Origin of the sequence: Streptomyces sp. NPDC012769 (genome assembly GCF_042901205.1) — a bacterium.
In the GTDB taxonomy this organism is placed as follows: Bacteria; Actinomycetota; Actinomycetes; order Streptomycetales; family Streptomycetaceae; genus Streptomyces.
This window is the reverse complement of the sequence record NZ_JBIBCP010000001.1, coordinates 921,472-936,442: the sequence shown is the minus strand read 5'-3', so window position 1 is coordinate 936,442 and position 14,971 is coordinate 921,472. Positions and strand designations below refer to the sequence as shown.

Below are 14,971 nucleotides of genomic sequence, written 5' to 3'. Positions count from 1 at the left end.
AAGCGCGTCAAGGTGTGGAACGCACCCGGTCGCCCGCCGGCGCCGCGGTGCTCTCGCGGACCGTCAGACGCGGGGTCGGGTTCTTGACGTCCCGGGCCGAGGAAGGGTCGTCCACCAGGGTGAGCAGCGCGGTCGCGACCTGCTCGCCGAGGGCGAAGGTGTCCCGCGAGAGCGCGGTGAGCGAGGGGTGCACGATCCGGGCGAGGGCGGAGTCGTCGAAGGAGACGACCGACAGCTCGCCGGGGACCGGCACGCCCATCTCCGCCGCGACCCCGAGGCCCGCCACCGCCATCACGTCGCTGTCGTACACGATCGCCGTCGGCCGCTGCGGCCCCGGCCGGGCGAGGAGGGCCCGGGTGGCCGCCGCGCCCTCCGCGTCGCTGAAGTCGGTGGGCACGGAGACGGCGTCGGCCAGGCCGAGCCGCCGCGCCGCGTCCCGTACGGCCCGGATCCGGCGCCGGGTGTGCTGGAAGGAGGGCAGGCCGGCCAGGTGGGCGATCCGACGGTGGCCGAGGGCCGCCAGGTATTCGACGATCGAGGTCATCGCCTCGCGGTCGTCGGCCCAGACGGCGGGCAGCCGGCCGTGCCGGCCGGGACCGCCGAGGACGACGGTCGGGGTGCCGAGTTCCTCCAGGACGGGGACGCGTGGATCGCGCACCTGCAGGTCGACCAGCACGAAGCCGTCCACCCGGTGCTCGGAGGTCCACCGCCGGTAGACCTCGATCTCGGCCGCGGTGTCCTCGACGACGAGCAGCTGGAGGGCCGTCCCCCGGGTGGAGAGCGCGGCCTGGAGCCCGGAGAGCAGCTGGCCGAAGAACGGTTCGAGTCCGATCGTGCGGGCGGGCCTGGCCAGCACCAGCCCGACGGCTCCGGCCCGGGCCCCGCCCAGGGCGCGGGCGGCGCTGTGCGGACGCCAGTTCATCCGCTCGGCGACCCGCAGGATCCGGTCCCGGGTCGCCTCGCTGACGCCCGGGCGGCCGTTGAGCGCGAAGGAGACGGCTCCCTTGGAGACGCCCGCCTCCCTGGCGATGTCGGCGATGGTGGGTCTCGCCATCGGACGCCCCCTCGTCTCGCGCGTTTCCGCACGCTCTCTTGACACCGGAGTTTAGCCGGGAGCATAGTCCCGCATCGCTAGACCGGTTTAGTCAAGCAAGGTCCCGCACATCCCGAGCAACACCAGAGCAAGGGAGACAACCTCGTGCGACACATGCGAAGGAGCCGGTGGGCGCGGTGGACGGCCGTCGCCGTCGCGGCAGTGACCCTCGCCGGCTGCGGTCTCGGCGGCGCCGAGGACTCCGGTTCTCCCGCCCCGGCCGGCACCGGCGGCGAGGTCAAGGGCAAGGTCTCGCTCCAGACCTGGGCCCTCAAGCCGAAGTTCACCGCCTATGTGGAGGGCGTGATCGCCGGCTTCGAGAAGAAGTACCCGGGCGTCGAGGTCGAGTGGCTCGACCAGCCGGGCGAGGGCTACGCGGACAAGGTCCTCAGCCAGTCCGCCGGCGGCACCCTGCCCGACGTCGTCAACCTGCCGCCGGACTTCGCACTGCCGCTGGTGAAGCAGAACCTGCTGCTCGACGTCGGCAAGGCCGACCCGGCGGTCGCCGCCGACTACGTCAAGGGCGGCCTCGACGCGTACCGCTTCCCCGGCCACGAGGGCACCTACGGCTACCCCTGGTACCTCAACACCGACGTCAACTACTGGAACGGCGAGCTCTTCACGCGGTACGGCCTCGACCCGAAGAAGCCCCCGGCCTCGCTCGACGAGCTCGTCGCCGCGGCCCGTACGGTCAAGGCGAAGTCCGGCGGCCAGACGTATCTGATGAGCCGCAAGCCCAATCTCATGGACCTGGCCAACGCCGGTGTGCCGATCATGTCGGGGGACGGGAAGACCTTCACCTTCAACACCCCCGAGGCCGTCGCCGTCCTCGACACCTACCGCGCGGCCTTCAAGGAGGGCCTGCTGCCCAAGGACGTCCTCACCGAGACCTACGCGGGCAACACCAAGCTCTTCAGCTCCGGCACCGCGGCCTGGACCACCGCCGGCGCCAACTACATCACCAGCCTCGCCACGGACAACCCGACCCTCGCCCCCAAGGTGGTCTCCTCCCCGGCGATGGGCACCCCGCCGCTGTACGTCCAGGGCCTGTCCGTCCCGAGGAACACCAAGAACCCGGCCGCCGCCCTCGCCCTCGCCCGCTGGGTGACCAACGCCGCGAACCAGGCCGCCTTCGCCCGCGAGACCAGCATCTTCCCGTCCACCACGGCCTCCGCCGCCGACCCGTTCTTCAGCAGGAGCGACGGCAGCAACGCCGGCGACGCCAAGGTCACCGCCTTCCGCTCGCTGGCCACGGCCCGCGTCCTCGAACCCGTCCAGGCCAACGACGCGATCAAGACGCTGGTCAACCAGCAGATCGCCCTCGCCATCAGCGGCCAGACCGGCTCCAAGGAGGCCCTGGACACCGCGGTCACCCGCGCCAACCAGCTCCTGAAGGACTGACCGGCTCCCCCGAGGACCGACCTCCTCCGCCGGACCGACCGGCTCCATCGGAAGGCATCCCATGACACACCGGCGCTGGTTCACGCCCTGGCTGCTCGCCGGTCCCGCCCTGGTCTGGCTGGCCGTCTTCAACCTGTGGCCCGCCGTCAACACCGTGATCCTGTCCTTCACCAACGCCAGACCGCTCGGCGGAGGACACTTCACCGGCCTCGCCAACTACCGGCGGGCCCTCGACGACGACCAGCTGACCGACGCCCTCGTCAACAGCGTCCTCTACCTCCTCGTCTGTCTCCCCCTGCTCACCCTGCTGCCGCTGCTGCTCGCCCTCCTCGTGGAGAGGAAGCTGCCCGGCATCACCTTCTTCCGCACCGCCTTCTACACCCCGGTCGTCGCCTCGGCCGTCGTCGTCGGCGTCATCTGGGGCTGGGTGCTCGACGACCGGGGCCTGCTCAACGGCATGCTGCACCAGCTCGGCGTCACCGACCGTCCGGTCTCCTTCCTCACCGACCGCTGGCTGCTGCTGTTCAGCGCCATCGCCCTCACGGTGTGGAAGGGACTCGGCTACTACATGGTCATCTACCTGTCCGCGCTCGGGAACGTCGGCCGCGAGCTGCACGAGGCCGCCGCCGTCGACGGCGCCTCCGCCGTCCGCAGGTTCTGGCACGTCACCCTGCCCGGAGTGCGCCCGGCGATGCTCCTGATCTCCGTTCTCATCTCCGTCTCCGCGCTGCGGATCTTCTCCGAGCTGTACGTGCTGTCCAACGGCACCGGCGGACCCGGCGGGCGCGACATGTCGGTGGTCATGCTCATCCAGATGTACAGCCGCGGCTTCACCGGGCACCTCGGCTACGCCTCGGCCCTCAGCGTGCTGCTGTTCGTCCTCACCGTCGGACCGATGCTCGTCCTGGCCCGGCTCAACCGGAAGGCGGCGTGACGGCATGAGCACCGGCAGCAGCGGCCGTACCCCCTCCACCGCCGAGAAGGCGGTCCGCTACCTCCTCCTCGTCCTGGTCCTGCTCCTCACCGTCGGTCCCTTCCTGTGGCAGCTGTCCACCTCGCTCAAGGGCCCCGGCGAGGACGTCTGGTCCCGCACCCCCGACTTCCTGCCGAAGGACCCCACCCTCGCCAACTACGTCCAGGTCGCCGACACCGTCCCGGTGTGGACCTACGCCGCCAACTCGCTGATCGTGGCCGCGATCGCCGTCGTGGGGAACGTCGTCGGCGCCACCCTCGCCGGTTTCGCCCTGGCCCGGCTGCGCTTCCGGGGCGCCCGGCTCGTCCTCGGCCTCTTCGTCGCCACGCTGGTGCTGCCCGGCGAGGTCACGATCGTCTCCCAGTACGTCACGGTCCGCAGCCTCGGCCTCACCGACACCCTCCTCGGCGTCGCCCTGCCCGGCGCCATCGCCATGCTCAACGTGCTCCTGATGTACACCGCCTTCCGGGCCGTCCCACCCGAACTCGACGCCGCCGCGCTGGTGGACGGGGCCAACGCCTGGCAGCGGCTGGTGCACGTGGGCCTGCCGGCCGTCCGCGGCATGCTGAGCGTCGTCGTCATCTTCACCTTCATCGGGGCCTGGGACGACTTCCTCTGGCCGCTGATCGTGCTCAACGACCCCGCGAGCTACACGCTCACGGTCGGACTTCAGTACCTCGACGGCACCTTCTCCGCCAACCCCCGGCTGATCGCCGCCGGCACCATGATCGCCTTCCTGCCGGTGGTGGCCGTGTTCGCGGTGCTCCAGCGCTTCTTCTTCAAAGGGGTCGAGGAGGGCGCGATCAAGGGCTGACCCCACGACGACCGTCCGCCGCACCCCTCCACCGCGAAGGGACCGCATGCACACGACGAACCCCCTGGACCGTCCCGGTCCGCGCTTCGGCGTCAACTACACGCCCAGCCAGGGCTGGTTCCACCACTGGCTCGACTTCGACCTCGACGCCGTCCGCGCCGACCTGGACTCCGTCGCGGCCCTCGGACTCGACCACGTCCGCGTCTTCCCGCTCTGGCCGCTGTTCCAGCCCAACCGCACCCTGATCCGCCCCCGGGCCCTCGACCAGCTCGGCCGGCTCGTCGACGCGGCCGGCGAACGCGGCCTCGACGTCGCCGTGGACGGCCTCCAGGGCCACCTCTCCAGCTTCGACTTCCTGCCCGCCTGGACCCGCACCTGGCACCGGCGCAACCTCTTCACCGACCCCGACGTCATCGACGGCCAGCGCACCTATCTGCGCGCCCTCGCCGCCGCCCTCGCCGACCGGCCGAACTTCCTCGGGATGACCGTCGGCAACGAGATCGACCAGTTCTCCGGCGAGCCCCATCCCGACCCCGACCGCGTCACCCCCGACCAGGCCGAGTCCTGGCTGCGCCGCGTGCTCGCCGCCTGCGAGGAGGGCGCCCCCGGCCGGCTCCATCTGCACGCCGCCTACGACGCCGCCTGGTATCTGGACGACCACCCCTTCACCCCCGCCCACGCCGCCCGCCTGGGCGCCGTCACCGCCGTCCACTCCTGGGTCTTCAACGGGACCGCGCAGCGCTACGGCCCCGACTCCGCCGCCGTCGGGCAGCACGCCGCGTATCTGATCGAGCTGTCCAAGGCCTGGGCGGAGGACCCCCGCCGGCCGGTCTGGCTCCAGGAGGTCGGCGCCCCCGCCCCGCACGTCCCCGCCGACCGCGCGGCCGCGTTCACCCGGACGACCGTCGCCGCCGCGCTCGACTGCCCCGATCTGTGGGGTATCACATGGTGGTGCTCCCACGACGTCGACCCCTCTCTCGCCGACTTCCCCGAACTCGAGTACAGCCTCGGCCTGTTGACCAACGACCGGCAGGTCAAGCCGGCCGGCCGGGCACTCGCCGACGCCGTCGCCGAGGCCCGCGCGGCAGCGGACCGGCCGGCCCCCCGGAGCACCGCCCTCGTCGTCGACCTCCCCGAGGACGCGCCCAAGCGCGCCGCGTGCGGCCCCGGCGGCCCCTACTTCGAGGCGTTCATGCGGCTCGCCGCGGACGGGGCCCGCCCGGCCGTGGTCCTCGCGGACCGCGCCGCCGACCCGGCCCATCTCGCCGCCCGCGGCATCACCGAGCTCCTCACCCCCGGCGACCTCGGCGCCGGCCGTCGTCCCTGACCTCCTCCCCGTCCCCGCGCCCTCCGGAGAGTTCCGCATGCATGACGACCGCAGTCTCGTCGAGTCCCGGCTCAGGCGGGTCCTCGACGAACGGATCCGCCCCGCCGTGTACCCCGCGTCCGTGCCCCTCCAGGTGGGCATCTGGACCGCGCCGGACGAACCCGTGCCCGTCGCCGAGGGCCTCGCCGCGCCCCGTACCCCGATCGCGGTGGGGGACGAGTGGGGCGCCCCCTGGGGCACCAGCTGGCTCACGGTCTCCGGCACCGTGCCCGAGGAGTGGGCGGGCCGCACCGTCGAGGCGCTAATCGACCTCGGCTTCGACGCCAACATGCCCGGCTTCCAGTGCGAGGGCCTGGTCTACCGCCCCGACGGCAGCCCGGTGAAGGGCCTCAACCCGCGCAACCAGTGGGTGCGGATCGCGTCCCCCGCCGTCGGCGGCGAGGAGGTGCTGCTGCACGTCGAAGCCGCGTCCAACCCGGTCATCCTCGACTACCACCCCTTCCTGCCCACCGGGCTCGGCGACAAGGACACCGCCGGCGACCGGCCGCAGTACCGCCTCGCCCGCATGGACCTCGCCGTCTTCGACGAGACCGTCTGGGAGCTCGTCGCCGACCTGGAGGTCCTCGGCGAGCTCATGGCCGAACTGCCCGTCGAGGGCGCCCGCCGCTGGGAGATCCTGCGCGCCGTCGAACGGGCCCTCGACGCGATCGACCTCCAGGACGTGAGCGGCACCGCCGACCGGGCCCGCGCCGAACTGGCCGGCGTCCTCTCCTCGCCCGCCGAGCCCTCTGCCCACCGCATCAGCGCCGTCGGCCACGCCCACATCGACTCGGCCTGGCTCTGGCCGCTGCGCGAGACCGTACGCAAGGTGGCGCGCACCACCGCCAACATGACCGCCCTCCTGGAGGACGAGCCCGACTTCGTCTACACGATGTCGCAGGCGCAGCAGTACGCCTGGATCAAGGAGCACCGGCCCGAGGTGTACGCCCGGGTGAAGAAGGCGGTCGCCGAGGGCCGCTTCGTCCCGGCCGGCGGCATGTGGGTCGAGTCCGACACCAACATGCCCTCGTCCGAGGCGATGGCCCGTCAGTTCGTGCACGGCAAGCGGTTCTTCCTGGAGGAGTTCGGCGTCGAGAACCAGGAGGCGTGGCTGCCCGACACCTTCGGCTTCGCCGGCGGGCTCCCGCAGATCATCAAGGAGGCCGGCTCGAAGTGGCTCCTCACCCAGAAGATCTCCTGGAGCCAGGTCAACTCCTTCCCGCACCACACCTTCTGGTGGGAGGGCGTCGACGGCACCCGGATCTTCACCCACTTCCCGCCGATCGACACGTACAACTGCTCCATGCAGGGCAAGGAGATCGCCCACGCCGTACGGAACTTCAAGGACAAGGGCCGTGCCTCGCACTCCATCGCCCCCACCGGCTGGGGCGACGGGGGCGGCGGCACCACCCGCGAGATGATCGCCAAGGCGGCCCGGCTGCGCGACCTGGAGGGCTCCGCCCGGGTGCGCTGGGAGCGGCCCGCCGAGTTCTTCGCCAAGGCGCAGGCCGAGTACCCCGATCCGCCGGTATGGGTGGGGGAGCTGTACCTGGAGCTGCACCGGGCGACCCTCACCAGCCAGGCCCGCACCAAGCAGGGCAACCGGGCGAGCGAGAACCTGCTGCGCGAGGCCGAACTCTGGGCCGCCACCGCCGCCGTACGAACCGGACTGCCCTACCCGTACGAGGAGTTGGACCGCATCTGGAAGACGGTGCTGCTGCACCAGTTCCACGACATCCTGCCCGGCTCGTCCATCGCCTGGGTGCACCGCGAGGCCGAGCGCACCTACGCCGCCGTCGCCGAGGAGCTCACCGCGATCGTCGACCGGGCCCAGCGCGCCCTCGCGGGTCAGGGGGACTCCGAAGACTCCGAAGACTCCGAAGTGGTCTTCAACGGCGCCCCGCACGCCCGCGCGGGTGTCCCCGCGGGCGGCGCCCGGCGGGCCGGCACCCCGTCCGCCGCCGACGGCCGCTGCACCGTGGAGCGCGGTGACGGCGGCGGCCACATCCTCGACAACGGGCTGCTCCGGGTCACCGTGGACGCCCGCGGACTCGTCGTCTCCGTCGTCGACCTCGACACCGGACGCGAGACGATCGCCCCCGGCGCCGCCGCCAACCTCCTCCAGCTCCACCCCGACTTCCCCAACATGTGGGACGCCTGGGACGTCGACCGCTTCTACCGCAACACCGTCACCGACCTCACCGACCACGACGAGCTGACCGTCATCGCCGACACCCCGCAGACCGCCGCCGTCCGCGTCACCCGCTCCTTCGGCTCCTCCACGGCCGTCCAGACCCTCACCCTCACCGCCGGCGCCAAGCGGCTCGACCTCGACACCGAGGTCGACTGGCACGAGACCGAGAAGTTCCTCAAGGCCGCCTTCCCGCTCGACCTGCACACCGACCGCTACGCCGCCGAGACCCAGTTCGGCCACCTGCACCGCCCCACCCACACCAACACCAGCTGGGAGGCCGCCAAGTTCGAGGCCTGCAACCACCGGTTCGTGCACTTCGAGGAGCCCGGCTGGGGCGTCGCCCTGGTCACCGCCTCGACCTACGGGCACGACGTCACCCGGACCGTGCGACCCGGGGACCAGGGCACCACGACCACGGTCCGGGCCTCCCTGCTGCGCGCCCCCCGCTTCCCCGACCCGCACACCGACCAGGGCCTCCACCGCTTCCGGCACGCCCTCGTCCCGGGCGCGGACATCGGCGACGCGGTCCGCGAGGGCTACCGGATCAACCTGCCCGAGCGGCGCGTGCCCGGCGGCGCCGACGTGGCGCCCCTGGTGACCGTGGACGACGACGCCGTCGTCCTCAGCGCCGTCAAACTGGCCGACGACGGCAGCGGCGACGTCGTGGTCCGCCTCTACGAGTCGCGCGGCGGCCGTGCCCGCCCCCGCCTCGCCGCCGGCTTCCCGCTCGCCGCCGTGCGCGGCTGCGACCTGCTGGAACGGCCCCGTGGGGGCGCGCTCGCGGTGCGGGCCGACGGCGTGGCCGTCGACCTGCGCCCGTTCCAGCTGCTCACCCTGCGGCTGACCCGCGGCTGATGCGCGGCTGATTCGCGGCTGACCGGCGGCCGGCGGGTCACCGCTCTCGGGCGGTGACCCGGGCCTGGTGGACCCTCAGATGGAGGGTCGCCAGGTCCATCAGGGGCGTCGGTACGCCCAGCGCGCGGGCGCGGGCCGTCAGGTCGCCGAAGAGGTGCTCGACCTCGGTGGGCCGGCCGGCCGCCAGGTCCCGGTAGAGCGAGGGCACCATGGGCGACCCGGCGGCCGTCACCACGTCCAGGGTGGCCCGGCGCTCCGCCTCCGGTACGGGGTGGCCCGCCGCGGCCGCCACGGCGGCGGCCTCGTCGAGCAGGGCGGTCGCCAGCTCCGTACCGCCCGGCGCCGCGTTGACCTCGCCGACCGTCCCCCGCACGAGGGCGGTGAGGGCGCCGATCGTGGTGATGAAGACCCACTTGTGCCACATGGCGGTGAGGACGTCGGCCGGCACGCGCGCGTCGACGCCCGCGTCGGCGAGCACCTTGCGTATCGCCTCCACGCGCGGCGACACGGTGCCGTCCCGCTCGCCCAGCGTCAGCTGCGCGAGCGGGGCGAGCCGCAGGATGTCGCCGTCGTCGTCGAGGGTCGTGACCACCTTGGAGACCCCGCCGAGCACCCGCTCGGCGCCGAAGCGCGCCGTGAGCGCGTCGAGGTGGGCGAGGCCGTTGAGCTGCGGCACGATCGCCGTGTCCGGCCCGACGGCCGGGGCCAGGTCCTCCATGGCGGCCTCCAGGGCGGTGGCCTTCACCGAGAGCAGCACCAGATCGTACGGGGAGGGCGCGGCGGCGAGCTCGTCCGCGGTGACGAGCACGGGGTCGAGCCGCCACACCTCGTCCCTGCCCACGACCCGCAGGCCGCGCCGGCGCAGCGCCGCGGCCCGTGCCGGCCGGACGAGGAAGGTGACGTCCTGTCCGGCTCGGGCGAGCATGGCCCCGAAGTAGCCACCGGTGGCACCGGCGCCGACGACCAGGATCCTCATCGTTCTACGACCTCTCTGTGGGCGGGACGGGCGGGACGGGCGGGATGGGGGAGGAGCGGGGTGAGCAGCCGGTGCGGCCGGGCCAGGGCCACCGTCACCGGATCGGCGTCCGGACCGGCGGGGGCGGCCCCGCCGCCCGGAGTGACGACGAGGTCGCCGACGGGGACGACGGTTCCGCAGCCCGTACAGACGCCGTCGGCCGGGACCGGGGCGTCGTCGGCGGCATGCCGGTAGACGCGGCGCGGACCGCCCTCCGCCGGGTAGAAGCGGTCGCCCCAGTCGGTGAGCGCGCGGACGGCCGGCCACAGGGCGACGCCCTTGGCGGTGAGTCCGTACACCTCGCGGCGGCCGGTGTCGGGCCGGCGCTCCAGGACCCCGGCCCCGGTGAGCGTGGCGAGCCGGTCGGTGAGGACGGCGCGCGGGACGGAGAGGTGCGCGGCGAACTCACCGAAGCGGCGGACCCCGTGGAAGGCGTCCCGCACGATCAGCAGCGTCCATCGCTCGCCGACGATCTCCATCGAGCGGGACAGCGCGCAGCTCTGCCCGCCGTAGTCGCGCGGAAGTGTCATGGACCGACCCTAGCGCAAAGAGTTCGGTCACCGAACTATCCGATGGGGTACGGGCCGTGCCGCCGCTCTCCGGTTAGGCTCTGGGCACGATGACCAGCCCCCAGGGACCCGAGCGGCCGTCGGCACCCAAGGCCGACAAGGCGGGTGTGCGCCGGCACAACCTGAGCCTGGTGCTGCGCACCGTGCACGAGAGCGGCGAGACGACCCGCGCCGCGGTCGCCGCCCGCGTCGGCCTCACCCGCGCCGCCGTCTCCTCCCTGGTCGAACAGCTCCTGGAGCTCGGGCTGCTCGTCGAGTCGGGCAAGACCTTCAGCGGCCAGGCGGGCCGCCCCGGCACCGTCCTCCAACCGGCCACCACCGGGCCCGCCGGCCTCGGCGTCGAGCTCAACGTCGACTACGTGAGCGTCTGCGTCGCCGACCTCACCGGAGCCGACCGGGTCCGTCGCACCGTGCCGCTCGACAACCGCGTCCTCGCCCCCGTCGAGGTGCTGCGACGGGCCGCCGGCCTCGCCGCCGAGGTCCTCGCGGAGGCCGCCGCGCGAGACCTGCGCCCCACCGGCGTACGGCTCGCGCTGCCCGGCCTGGTCGCCGGCGGCACCGTCCACCAGGCCCCCAACCTCGGCTGGAACCGGGTCCCCGCGGACGAACTGTTCGCCCGCGCGCTTGTCGCGGCCCGGCCGCCCGGTGCCCCCGCCCTGCCCGTCGCCTCCGACAACGAGGCCAATGTCGCCGCCCTCGCCGAGCTGTGGTTCGGCGAGCTCGGCGACATCCGTACCTTCCTGCACGTCACCGGCGAGATCGGCGTCGGCGGCGCCCTCGTCCTCGACGGCGAACTCCTCCGCGGAGCCCACGGCTTCGCCGGCGAGATCGGCCACCTCACCGTCGTCCCCGACGGCCCGCGCTGCCGCTGCGGATCGAACGGCTGCCTCGAACGGTACGCGGGCCAGTCCGCGTTGCTGCGCGCCGCCGGGGTCCGCGGGGTCGACGGCCTCGTGCGCCGCGCGGAGGAGGGCGAGGCCCGGACCCTCGCCGCGCTCGACCGGGCCGGCCGCATGCTCGGCGTCGCCGTCTCCGGCGCGGTCAACCTGCTCGACCCGCAAGCCGTGGTGCTCGGCGGCATCTACCCGCGCCTGATGCGCTGGCTCGCCCCGGCCGCCGAGGCGGAGCTGGCCCTGCGGGCCGTCTCCGGCCTCTGGACCCCGACCAGGGGCCGCCTCCGCGCCGCCACCGGCACCGCCGACGCCGCCCGCGGCGCCGCCGCCCTGGTCCTCCGCGACATCCTGGCCGACCCGCTGGCGTACGGCGGCAGCTCCCCGGCCTGAGTGCCACCGACCGGGGTGCGCGGGCCGATGACCCCGCGTCGGACGGGCGGCTGACCCTCCGTCGGCAGGAGTCGCACTCATGCGGGGGCCTGGCGTGCCTCGGCCGCCGCGTTCCGGAGGTTGGCGTGAAACCGTCGGCCGCCCGCCGAGGCGCGCCGGGCATCGTTCCGGACCGGCGAGTCAACTCCGTTGTGGACTCGGCCCCTTGGCCCACCTGCAGGAGTTTCGTCGCCCGCGGATCCACGGGAGAACCGCGACCTCCGCCAGGCCCTCCTCGCCCCGGTCCGCGAGGTCGTCGTGTTGGCCCGAAAGGGAGCAGACGTGAACGCATGTTCGACGTAGGGTGCCGGAGATCACGTCGGGGGGCGCTGTTCTCCTCGGCCCGTGCTGCCCCGGAGGACACGTGAAACGCAGACTCATACCCGTAACGCTCGGCGCGGCCGCGCTGACGCTCGCCCTGGGGATCACCCCCGGCGCAGCCGCACCTCGGCCCGACGGCCCCACGCCCGCGCCGCCCGGGCAGACCGCCGCCCCCTACGCGCCCCTCGACCGCTCCGCCTGGACCGTGAAACCCGGTCCGCCTCCCGCCGGGCTCGATGCCACCGCCCCGGCCGACGACGTCATCCCGGTCGTCGCGGAACGACTCCACGAGTTGGGGGCGGCCCGCGGATTCGCCCGGCAGGAGACCGACTACCCGGGCAGGGCGATCACCGTCCTGTGGAAGGGCACGCCCCCGGCCGACGTCACCGCGTACGCCGGCAGCCGCCCCTACGGCGTCACCGTCACGATCCGCACCGGGGCGAAGTACTCCCGCGCCGAGGCCGAAGCCGCCCGCACCCGACTGCTCAACCACCCCGCCGCCACCCGCCTCGGCATCACCTGGAGCGAGCTGAACGCCGACGGCAGCGGCGTCACGGTGGGCGTCGCCGCCCGCACCCGGGCCGCCGTCGACCCCGTGCCCGAGCTGCGCGACGCGGCCCGCATCCCCGACGTCGCGCTGAGACTCGGCGTCGCGAGGGTCGCCGGCGACGCCCTGCTCTCCCGGAGCAACGACGCCCCGCCGTGGAAGGGCGGCATCCGCACCGTCCACGGCGGCAGCCTGTGTTCCACCGGTTTCGCCGTCCTTGCCGGGTCCACGGGCAAACTCCTCAGCGCGAGCCACTGCGACCGCTCCGGCAACCTGGCCGTGCGGGACGGGGGCGGGCAGACCATCGCTCCCGGCGGGGCGTCCGTCGCGACGATCGACAGCATCGACTCGATGCTGATCGACCCGTCCGACTCGCCCGCCACCACGCCGCGCGTCTTCCGTGGCGGCCACTCCTCCACCTCCACGTCCCTGGTGAAGGGCTGGTACTCCAACTGGCCGGGCGACCCGGTGTGCTCTTCGGGCGCCAGCACGGGCGAGCACTGCGGCACCGTCTATGACGACTCCGACGTCTACGTGGACGAGAACGGGGTCCGGGTCGGCGTCATCCAGGTCGCGGCCCCGGCCGGTCAGATCATGGGCGGCCAGGGCGACAGCGGCGGCCCGATCTTCAAGACGGTGACGGGCGGCGTCCAGGCCCGGGGAATCCTCATCAGCGCGGACACCACGGCGGGCTCCATGACCTACTCGTGCGGTTCCGTCGCCCCCGACGCCGCGGGCATCCTGTGCTCACGGTGGGTCAACTACGTGCCGATCAGCACCGTGCTGAACACCTGGGGCGTCTCGCTGGAAGTCGGCTGACGCAGCGGCCGTGCCGCCGTACGGAACCCGTGCGGCGGCACGGCCGTCCCACCCCGGAGCGCACACCAGTCGTGCGTCTGGCGAACGGACGGGATGCGATGACAGACCAGCTCGACATGCGGCCGAGAAGGACCGTGCGCCGTGGCGTGGCGGCCGCGACGGGAATCCTGATACTGGCGGGGGGCACCGGCTGCGGATCGCTCGGCGACCCGCCCCCGGCGGACCGGACACCGCACGCGGCCCCGGCCGAGGAGAGGACGACCGGCACGGCCAGGAACCCCGAGACGCCGCCCCGGATGATCCTGCGCGGAAAGGGCGACCCGACGGCCGGCCTGCTGGGGCTTCTCGCGGGCACGCTCGTCATCACGGACAAGAACTGCGTGGCCGTGACGTCCGACGCCGACGGAGGAACCGTCGCCCTCACCTGGGGGCACGGATGGACGGTCCGGATCCAGGACGGCAAGGCCGTCGTCCACGACGCACGCGGAAAGCCGTTCGCGAGAGAGGGCGACAGGGTGAGCCTGGGCGGGGGGACGTCCTCCCGGTTCGCCGAGCATCCGTGCGCCGGGCCCCGCATGTTCGCGGTCAACGACGCACCCGCCGACGAGGCACCCGCCGACGGCGCCCCCGCCGGTCGGTAGAGCCGTCCCGCGCCGAGGCGCGCCGCGACGGCGCTCGTGACCGGGATCACCGCCGGACGGTGGTGTTCGGCAATGCCGAACACCACTACGGTGGCGGCGTCGCCCCCGGGACGGGACCGCGGGCCCGGCACGCGCACCAGGAGTCACTCGTGTTCACCTTCACCTCGCAGGACGGCGTCGAGATCCACGTCCACGCGTGGCAGCCGGCCGGACCGCTCCGCGGCATCGTGCAGATCGCCCACGGCATGGGCGAGCACGCCGGCCGTTACGCGCCGCTCGCCGAGCACCTCGCCGGGCTCGGCTACGCCGTCTACGCGGGGGACCACCGCGGTCACGGCCTGTCCATGCACGCCGGCCCCGGTCACCTCGGCGCCGACGGCTGGAACCTCCTCGTCGCCGACATCGCCGCCCTCACCCGGATCGCCCGCGAGCGTCACCCCGGCCTCCCCGTGATCCTGCTCGGCCACAGCATGGGCTCCTTCGCCGCCCAGCAGTACCTGCTCGACCACGCCGAACTCGTCCACGGCGTCGCCCTGTCCGGCACCACCGCCGTCGACCGGCTCGTCGTCGCGCTCCTGGAGGCGGCCGCGGAGCGGGCCGCACAGCAGGCCGGGACCGGGAACGGGGGCGCCTTCGACGCCTTCAACGCCGCCTTCGCGCCCGCCCGCACCGACGCCGACTGGCTCAGCCGCGACGAGGAGCAGGTCGACCGCTACCTCGCCGACCCGCTGTGCGGCTTCGCCGCCGACGATCAGGGCATGGCCGACATGGGCGCCGCGGCCGGGCGGCTGGCCGCCCCCACGGGCATCCCGGCCGGGCTCCCGCTCTACGTCATGGTCGGCGACCACGACCCGCTCAACGGCCGGCTCGCCCTCTCCGACCTGCTGGTCTCCCGCTACCGCGAGGCTGGCCTCACCGACGTCACGTACCGCACGTACGAGGGCGCCCGCCACGAGGTGCTCAACGAGACCAACCGGGACGAGGTCGTCGCCGACCTGACCGCCTGGATCGAGCGCGTGACGGGCTGACGCCCGGTCGGTC

12 protein-coding genes are annotated in these 14,971 nt (G+C 73.6%); 9 read left to right on the top strand and 3 right to left on the bottom strand.

The window, feature by feature from the left end; genetic code table 11:
- Positions 1-7: 7 nt before the first annotated feature.
- A complete protein-coding gene (locus ACFY7C_RS04240; RefSeq protein ID WP_389643452.1) occupies positions 8-1,054 on the bottom strand; it encodes a LacI family DNA-binding transcriptional regulator in 1,047 nt (348 codons plus the stop codon).
- A 153-nt stretch (positions 1,055-1,207) separates the two neighbouring features.
- Between ACFY7C_RS04240 and ACFY7C_RS04235 the strand changes: the two genes are divergently transcribed.
- From ACFY7C_RS04235 to ACFY7C_RS04215, 5 genes are all read left to right on the top strand, one after another.
- Positions 1,208-2,494: an ABC transporter substrate-binding protein gene (locus ACFY7C_RS04235; protein ID WP_389645942.1), complete on the top strand. Its 1,287-nt coding sequence runs from the start codon at positions 1,208-1,210 to the stop codon at positions 2,492-2,494.
- Between the two features lie 61 nt (positions 2,495-2,555).
- On the top strand, positions 2,556-3,428 hold the full coding sequence (locus ACFY7C_RS04230) for a carbohydrate ABC transporter permease (protein ID WP_389643449.1): 873 nt from the start codon (positions 2,556-2,558) through the stop codon (positions 3,426-3,428).
- A gap of 4 nt (positions 3,429-3,432) precedes the next feature.
- Positions 3,433-4,281, top strand: coding sequence for a carbohydrate ABC transporter permease (locus tag ACFY7C_RS04225; RefSeq protein WP_389643446.1), 849 nt, complete (start codon positions 3,433-3,435; stop codon positions 4,279-4,281).
- A 46-nt stretch (positions 4,282-4,327) separates the two neighbouring features.
- Complete coding sequence (locus tag ACFY7C_RS04220) at positions 4,328-5,608, top strand: glycosyl hydrolase (protein WP_389643443.1); 1,281 nt, start codon at positions 4,328-4,330, stop codon at positions 5,606-5,608.
- A 37-nt stretch (positions 5,609-5,645) separates the two neighbouring features.
- On the top strand, positions 5,646-8,696 hold the full coding sequence (locus ACFY7C_RS04215) for an alpha-mannosidase (protein ID WP_389643440.1): 3,051 nt from the start codon (positions 5,646-5,648) through the stop codon (positions 8,694-8,696).
- Positions 8,697-8,733: 37 nt separating this feature from the next.
- Here the strand turns inward: ACFY7C_RS04215 and ACFY7C_RS04210 are convergent, their stop codons facing one another.
- Together ACFY7C_RS04210 and ACFY7C_RS04205 are read right to left on the bottom strand one after the other, a co-directional pair.
- Positions 8,734-9,672: a ketopantoate reductase family protein gene (locus ACFY7C_RS04210; RefSeq protein WP_389643437.1), complete on the bottom strand. Its 939-nt coding sequence runs from the start codon at positions 9,670-9,672 to the stop codon at positions 8,734-8,736.
- On the bottom strand, positions 9,669-10,241 hold the full coding sequence (locus ACFY7C_RS04205; protein WP_389643434.1) for a winged helix-turn-helix transcriptional regulator: 573 nt from the start codon (positions 10,239-10,241) through the stop codon (positions 9,669-9,671). Before ACFY7C_RS04205 ends, ACFY7C_RS04210 begins: the two co-directional genes overlap by 4 nt.
- Before the next feature lie 89 nt (positions 10,242-10,330).
- On the opposite strand from ACFY7C_RS04205, the gene ACFY7C_RS04200 reads away from it, so the two are divergent.
- The 4 genes from ACFY7C_RS04200 to ACFY7C_RS04185 all read left to right on the top strand — a co-directional run bounded on the left by ACFY7C_RS04200 (position 10,331) and on the right by ACFY7C_RS04185 (position 14,958).
- Positions 10,331-11,563 carry an ROK family protein gene (locus ACFY7C_RS04200; protein ID WP_389643431.1) on the top strand — a complete coding sequence of 411 codons (1,233 nt, stop codon included), beginning with the start codon at positions 10,331-10,333 and terminating at the stop codon, positions 11,561-11,563.
- 403 nt (positions 11,564-11,966) lie between these two features.
- Positions 11,967-13,289 carry a hypothetical protein gene (locus tag ACFY7C_RS04195; RefSeq protein WP_389643428.1) on the top strand — a complete coding sequence of 441 codons (1,323 nt, stop codon included), beginning with the start codon at positions 11,967-11,969 and terminating at the stop codon, positions 13,287-13,289.
- A 98-nt stretch (positions 13,290-13,387) separates the two neighbouring features.
- The gene (locus ACFY7C_RS04190) at positions 13,388-13,930 is read left to right on the top strand and encodes a hypothetical protein (protein ID WP_389643425.1); all 543 of its coding nucleotides are present in this window, start codon (positions 13,388-13,390) and stop codon (positions 13,928-13,930) included.
- A gap of 149 nt (positions 13,931-14,079) precedes the next feature.
- Entirely contained in the window at positions 14,080-14,958 is an 879-nt protein-coding gene (locus tag ACFY7C_RS04185; protein ID WP_389643422.1) for an alpha/beta fold hydrolase, read from the top strand.
- Positions 14,959-14,971: the final 13 nt, after the last annotated feature.

Excerpts from the sequence above, each read along its gene's own strand:
- ACFY7C_RS04235 (WP_389645942.1), top strand. The coding sequence starts at position 1,208 with ATGCGAAGGAGCCGGTGGGCGCGGTGGACGGCCGTCGCCGTCGCGGCA.
- ACFY7C_RS04225 (WP_389643446.1), top strand. The coding sequence starts at position 3,433 with ATGAGCACCGGCAGCAGCGGCCGTACCCCCTCCACCGCCGAGAAGGCG.
- ACFY7C_RS04200 (WP_389643431.1), top strand. The coding sequence starts at position 10,331 with ATGACCAGCCCCCAGGGACCCGAGCGGCCGTCGGCACCCAAGGCCGAC.
- ACFY7C_RS04220 (WP_389643443.1), top strand. The coding sequence starts at position 4,328 with ATGCACACGACGAACCCCCTGGACCGTCCCGGTCCGCGCTTCGGCGTC.
- ACFY7C_RS04240 (WP_389643452.1), bottom strand. The coding sequence starts at position 1,054 with ATGGCGAGACCCACCATCGCCGACATCGCCAGGGAGGCGGGCGTCTCC.
- ACFY7C_RS04205 (WP_389643434.1), bottom strand. The coding sequence starts at position 10,241 with ATGACACTTCCGCGCGACTACGGCGGGCAGAGCTGCGCGCTGTCCCGC.
- ACFY7C_RS04190 (WP_389643425.1), top strand. The coding sequence starts at position 13,388 with ATGACAGACCAGCTCGACATGCGGCCGAGAAGGACCGTGCGCCGTGGC.
- ACFY7C_RS04230 (WP_389643449.1), top strand. The coding sequence starts at position 2,556 with ATGACACACCGGCGCTGGTTCACGCCCTGGCTGCTCGCCGGTCCCGCC.
- ACFY7C_RS04210 (WP_389643437.1), bottom strand. The coding sequence starts at position 9,672 with ATGAGGATCCTGGTCGTCGGCGCCGGTGCCACCGGTGGCTACTTCGGG.
- ACFY7C_RS04215 (WP_389643440.1), top strand. The coding sequence starts at position 5,646 with ATGCATGACGACCGCAGTCTCGTCGAGTCCCGGCTCAGGCGGGTCCTC.